Origin of the sequence: Stutzerimonas stutzeri (assembly GCF_024448985.1) — a bacterium.
In the GTDB taxonomy this organism is placed as follows: domain Bacteria; phylum Pseudomonadota; class Gammaproteobacteria; order Pseudomonadales; family Pseudomonadaceae; genus Stutzerimonas; species Stutzerimonas stutzeri_AP.
In genome coordinates this window covers 573,801-579,906 of sequence record NZ_JAMOII010000002.1, presented here as the reverse complement: position 1 = coordinate 579,906, position 6,106 = coordinate 573,801, and the positions used below count along the sequence as shown (strand labels likewise).

Sequence of the window (6,106 nt, the reverse complement as noted above, 5' to 3'; positions counted from 1 at the left end):
GGCCTGCGCCGGAGAAGGTGCGCATTATAGGCACCCAGAAAACCACGTCAACGGTTGTTTTCAGTTTTATTCAGCCTTGAGCAAAACCCGCCCAAAGGACTTCTTGCCCGCCTGGCACACGTGAGTACTACCAAGCATGACGATAAAGGTTCGATCAACGACTTCACCATCCACCCGAACCCCGCCCGAGGCCAGCAGATCACGAGCCATTGCCGCGTTCTTCACGAGGCCCGCTCGATTCAACACCGCAGAGATGGGCATATCTTCGGGAGATTGCAGTTCGATCTCGGGAATATCCTCAGGAAGCTCGCCCTCTTTCATTCTATTGCCCGCCGACCGGTGAGCTGTCGCGGCGGCGTCCTCGCCATGGAAACGAGCCACGATCTCCTCGGCGAGCTTGATTTTGATGTCGCGAGGATTCGCGCCACGCGCCACGTCCGCCTGAAACTCTTCGATTTCAGCCATATCGCGAAAACTCAACAACTCGAAGTAACGCCACATCAGTACATCCGGGATCGATACCAGCTTGCTATACATAACGCCCGGCGCTTCCTGGATCCCAACATAGTTGCCAAGGGACTTGGACATCTTCTTCACACCGTCCAACCCCTCAAGAAGAGGCATGGTGACAATGCATTGAGACTCCTGCCCATAAGAACGCTGCAGCTCACGCCCCATCAGGAGGTTGAATTTCTGGTCCGTGCCACCGAGCTCAACATCCGCCCGAAGAGCAACGGAGTCGTAACCCTGAACCAAAGGGTAGAGAAACTCATGAATGGCTATCGGCTGATTGGTCGAGTATCGCTTACTGAAGTCATCACGCTCCAGCATTCGGGCGACCGTATACTGTGATGCCAGACGGATAAAATCCGATGGCGTCAGCACATCCATCCAGCTTGAGTTGAAGGCGACCTCAGTCTTGGCGGGATCAAGAATCTTGAATACTTGATTCTTATAAGTTTCCGCGTTCTCCAAAACCTGGTCACGTGTCAAAGGAGGACGGGTTGCGCTTTTGCCACTAGGGTCACCAATCATTCCGGTGAAGTCTCCTATAAGGAAGACCACCTGATGCCCCAACTCCTGGAATTGACGCAACTTGTTAATAAGCACCGTATGACCGAGATGCAAATCCGGAGCAGTCGGGTCGAAACCAGCCTTGATCCGCAGCGGGACACCACGCTCAAGCTTGCTGACTAACTCTGCCTCGACGAGCACTTCATCAGCGCCCCGCTTGATCATCGACAACTGCTCTTGAACCGACTGCATCGGAGGCCTCATCCAGAAAACAAAGGCGGTAAACCTTACAAGAACGCCGGGAAAATTCAACGCTCTCGAATCTTGACCAACGATCAGCGAGCCCTAACCAAGGGTTGCCTCGACAGCATTTTGGTTATATTTTAGACAGATATTTTCCCTGTACAAAATATCGCCAGATACCCAGACATCTAATGACCTATTCAAAATCGAAAGCTCCTCTCTACCCGAAGAGCCATCTCTTGGCTGCGAGCGGTGTAGCTGCGCTTCTGAGCCTGGCACTCCTTGTATTTCCATCACGTGAAGTCGAAGCGAAAAAGACTTTTCTTGACCTTCGCCTCGAAACCACCTCGGAGCTGGCATCTCCGGAAGAAGCGCCTTTTGCAAACGAGTTGCCCGAGACGCCCTTCGCTGTAATCGAAAAAACCGAACTCCAAGCATCTCTACCAGAGCAGAGCATCAATGAGGCCGAAGCTGAAGCCAAGCCTCGCGTGAAAGAGGTGGTGGTTGCTAATGGAGATACTCTATCGACCGTATTTACGAAGGTAGGCCTCCCGCAGTCCACCGTTCACGATGTACTGGCGAGCAGCAAGGAGGCGAGGCAACTTGCCCGCCTCAAGGTCGGCCAGCGCCTCGAGTTCGAATTCGATGAACAAGGCAACTTAGCTCAGCTGCGCAGCCCACTGAATAAGCTGGAAAGCGTCCAGCTGGAACGCTCCGACGCAGGCTATGTATTTAAGAAAGAACAGTTGAAGCCAGACGTTAGCACTGCTTACGCCTATGGTCGTATCGAAAGCAGCCTGTTTCTCGCCGCGAAACATGCAGGCCTCAGTCATAACCTGACAATGGATTTAGCCAACGTGTTCGGCTACGACATTGACTTTGCGATGGACATACGCAAGGGCGATTCCTTCGAAGTCGTATACGAAGAAAAGACAGTGGCCGGCGAGAAAGTAGGAACTGGGAATATTCTCGCGGCGCGTTTCACGAACCGAGGCAAGAGCTATACCGCAGTCCGCTACACCAACAAGCAGGGCACCAGTAGTTATTACACCGCCAACGGCCAGAGCATGCGCAAGGCTTTCATCCGCACACCCGTAGATTTTGCCCGCATCAGCTCGCGCTTTTCCAATGGGCGCAAACACCCGATTCTGAACAAGATTCGCGCCCATAAAGGCGTGGACTATGCTGCCCCGCATGGCACTCCGATCAAGAGCGCAGGTGATGGCAAGGTACTGCTTGCAGGCCGTAAGGGTGGTTACGGGAATACTGTGGTCATTCAGCACGGTAACCGCTACCGAACTCTGTATGCCCACATGCAGGGCTTCGCCAAAGGCGTACGCAGCGGATCGTCGGTTAAGCAGGGACAGATCATCGGTTACATCGGAACGACGGGCCTATCGACCGGCCCGCACCTACATTACGAGTTCCAAGTCGATGGCGTGCATGTCGATCCGCTGGGCCTGAAGTTGCCCATGGCAGATCCAATTGCAAAGAACGAAACACAGCGCTTCATGCAGTTGAGCAAGCCACTAATGGCACGCATGGACGAAGAGCGTGCAACCATGCTGGCGATGCAGAACACACAATAATGCCGCTTTACATAGGTCTCATGTCAGGCACCAGCCTGGATGGCCTGGACTTCGCGCTGATAGAGCAGAACGACCGGACAACCTTGCTCGGTACGCACTATGAGGCAATGCCGCAGCAGCTTAAGCAGGACCTGCTCGACCTTTGCTCGCCCGGCCCCAATGAGCTGGCTCGGGCTGCAATGGCTGAACAAGCGTGGGCTGAGCTCGCAAGCATTGGGGTAAACAAGCTGCTCGGCAAGGCTCAGATGGATGCCAAAGCCATTCGAGCCATTGGAAGTCACGGGCAAACGGTCCGACACGAGCCGCAAAGCGGCTTCACCATTCAGATTGGCCATCCTCCTTTGCTGGCGGAGCTGACCGGCATAAGTGTTGTAGCCGATTTTCGTCGACGCGACATGGCAGCCGGCGGCCAAGGAGCCCCCTTGGTACCCGCCTTCCATGAAGCCATGTTCAGCGATACGACGCGAATCCGCGCAGTACTGAATATCGGCGGGTTCAGCAACCTCAGCTTGCTCAACCCCAGCACAACGACTCATGGATTCGATTGCGGCCCAGGCAACGTGCTATTGGATGCCTGGATTCAACGCCACCAAGGCCTGGCATATGATCGAAATGGTGATTGGGCTTCCACCGGTAAAGTACACGCGCAGCTGCTTGCGAAACTGCTAGATGACAAATTTTTCGCTGCGCAGGGCCCGAAAAGCACCGGACGTGAATTGTTCAATCTGCCCTGGCTGGATACCCACCTCGCTTCATATTCGGATATGGCTGCTGCCGACGTCCAAGCTACCCTATTGGAGCTGACGGCCCGAAGCATCCGCGATTCGCTGCTTGCCAGCCAACCGGAAACGCAGGACGTCCTGGTTTGCGGTGGGGGCGCGCACAACGTCGCGCTGATGCAAAGGCTGCGGGACCTGCTGCCGGCATGCCTGGTGACAAGCACCGCTGATTACGGTGTAGAGCCAGACTGGATCGAAGCCATGGCATTCGCCTGGCTAGCGCACTGCTGTCTGGAAGGCATCCCCGCCAATCGGCCAAGCGTGACGGGCGCTCGAGGAATGCGGATATTGGGCGCAATCTACCCCTCCTGACGCCCACGTTCATTATCGCGACGGACAAACAAAAACACCGTGCCAGGCACGGTGTTTTTGTTTTCAACGAACACGCCTTAAATCGAGAAGGACTGTCCGCAACCACAGGTCGTCGTGGCGTTCGGGTTCTTGATAACGAAGCGAGAACCTTCCAAACCTTCCTGATAATCGACTTCTGCGCCAGCCAAATACTGGTAGCTCATCGGATCCACCACAAGACTCACGCCCTCGCGCTCGATGATGGTGTCATCTTCTGCAAGGTCTTCATCGAAGGTGAATCCATATTGAAAACCAGAGCAGCCGCCACCTGTGACGAAGACACGCAACTTCAGTCGCGGATTACCTTCTTCATCGACCAGACTCTTCACCTTACTCGCGGCACCCTGACTGAACTGAATCGCGGTGGGCGTGAAGGATTCGACACTCATTCGGTTCTCCTAGCGCGGGAGCGCTCATTACTGCGTTGACGCGGCATTATCGGCTTCCCCTACAAAAATGGTCAACTATTCATCCGCGAGCAGCCCGTTGAGATGCCCGCGCCTGAACAGCGCGACTGACGGCATTGATCAAGGCAGCAGCGCCGCGTTGCTCAAGCCGAGTCGCTCATCCAGACCGAAAGCGATGTTCATATTCTGCAACGCCTGACCAGAAGCACCTTTGACCAGATTGTCGATGACCGATAGCACGACAACTAAGTCCCCGCCTTGCGGACGATGGACGGCGATGCGACACATATTGGCGCCGCGCACGCTCCGGGTTTCAGGATGGCTACCGGCAGGCATCACATCGACAAACGGCTCATTGGCGTAGCGCTGCTCATAAAGCGCCTGCAAATCTACCGTGGTGTCTGTCACTGTTGCGTAGAGCGTGGCATGGATACCGCGGATCATCGGCGTGAGGTGCGGAACGAAGGTCAGCCCCACTTGCCCTTTGGCTGCGCGGCGCAAGCCCTGGGTGATTTCAGGCAGGTGGCGATGACCTTTGACTGCGTAAGCCATCATGCTTTCGCCCGCCTCGGTGAACAGAGAACCGATTTTCGCGGCGCGCCCAGCACCACTGACCCCCGATTTGCAGTCGGCGATCAAGCGCGATGCGTCCGCCAAGCCGTTTTCGAGGAGCGGCAGATAGCCGAGCTGGGTGGCGGTCGGATAACAACCGGGGACGGCAATCAACCGAGCGCCCCTGATCTGCTCTCGATTGACCTCCGGCAGACCATAGACGGCTTCGGGTAACAGCGCCGTCGCCCCATGCGGCTGGCCGTACCACTTAGCCCACTCGTCGGCATCCTGAAGGCGGAAGTCTGCTGACAGATCGATGACTCTGGTCCCCGCATCCAGCAATTCAGCCGCCAACGCATGAGCGACGCCATGGGGAGTTGCGAAAAAAACCACATCGCAAGAGCCGAGCGTTGCGGTATCGGGCACGCTGAAGGCCAGCTCGTCATAGTGGCCTCGCAGGTTCGGATACATGTCCGTGACCTTAACCCCGTTCTCGGAGCGAGAGGTGATCACAGCAACCTCGGCCTGGGGGTGTTGCGCCAACAGACGCAGCAGTTCAACTCCGGTGTAGCCTGTGCCGCCAACGATTCCGACTTTGACCATGAGCTGCCTCGCGCACTGGATGAAAAAAGAACGACGATGATAAAGGTGCCGGCGTTCAGGGCCAACCACTCAGGTGACGCGACGACAGCCATGCCACTACTATCAGACCGATTTCCATACCAAGGACTCCTGAATGCTCTATCTATGGCTGAAAGCCCTGCACATCGTTGCGATCGTCTGCTGGTTCGCCGGGCTGTTTTATTTGCCAAGGCTGTTCGTTTATCACGCCATGAGTGAGGACGCGACCAGCCGTGAACGATTCCAAGTAATGGAGAGAAAGCTCTATCGGGGCATCATGATGCCCTCAATGATCGCCACTCTCCTGTTCGGAATAGGCATGATCGCGCTGAACCCCGCGCTGTTCAGTACCGGCGGCTGGCTGCATGCCAAAATCGCACTGGTTGTATTGCTGATTGGCTATCACCACGTCTGCGGCGCCCAGCTTAAGCGCTTCGCACGCAACGAGAACACGCGCAGTCACGTGTTCTATCGTTGGTTCAATGAGTTTCCGGTGTTGCTATTGCTGGCCATTGTGATTCTAGTGGTCGTCAAACCATTCTGAAATCGA

Annotated in this window: 6 protein-coding genes; 3 read left to right on the top strand and 3 right to left on the bottom strand. The window is 55.7% G+C overall.

Annotated elements, in window-relative coordinates:
• Positions 1-66: 66 nt before the first annotated feature.
• On the bottom strand, positions 67-1,266 hold the full coding sequence (tyrS, locus tag NA647_RS05510) for a tyrosine--tRNA ligase (RefSeq protein WP_256056761.1): 1,200 nt from the start codon (positions 1,264-1,266) through the stop codon (positions 67-69).
• Between the two features lie 182 nt (positions 1,267-1,448).
• Between tyrS and NA647_RS05505 the strand changes: the two genes are divergently transcribed.
• Complete coding sequence (locus tag NA647_RS05505) at positions 1,449-2,846, top strand: peptidoglycan DD-metalloendopeptidase family protein (protein WP_256056760.1); 1,398 nt, start codon at positions 1,449-1,451, stop codon at positions 2,844-2,846.
• Complete coding sequence (locus NA647_RS05500) at positions 2,846-3,937, top strand: anhydro-N-acetylmuramic acid kinase (RefSeq protein ID WP_256056759.1); 1,092 nt, start codon at positions 2,846-2,848, stop codon at positions 3,935-3,937. Before NA647_RS05505 ends, NA647_RS05500 begins: the two co-directional genes overlap by 1 nt.
• Positions 3,938-4,014: 77 nt before the next feature.
• Here the strand turns inward: NA647_RS05500 and erpA are convergent, their stop codons facing one another.
• Entirely contained in the window at positions 4,015-4,365 is a 351-nt protein-coding gene (erpA, locus tag NA647_RS05495) for an iron-sulfur cluster insertion protein ErpA (protein ID WP_014851496.1), read from the bottom strand.
• Between the two features lie 138 nt (positions 4,366-4,503).
• Positions 4,504-5,538 (bottom strand): N-acetyl-gamma-glutamyl-phosphate reductase, encoded by a 1,035-nt coding sequence (argC, locus tag NA647_RS05490; protein WP_256056758.1) that lies wholly within the window; start codon positions 5,536-5,538, stop codon positions 4,504-4,506.
• Positions 5,539-5,671: 133 nt separating this feature from the next.
• On the opposite strand from argC, the gene hemJ reads away from it, so the two are divergent.
• Positions 5,672-6,100, top strand: coding sequence for a protoporphyrinogen oxidase HemJ (gene hemJ, locus NA647_RS05485; RefSeq protein ID WP_256050342.1), 429 nt, complete (start codon positions 5,672-5,674; stop codon positions 6,098-6,100).
• Positions 6,101-6,106: the final 6 nt, after the last annotated feature.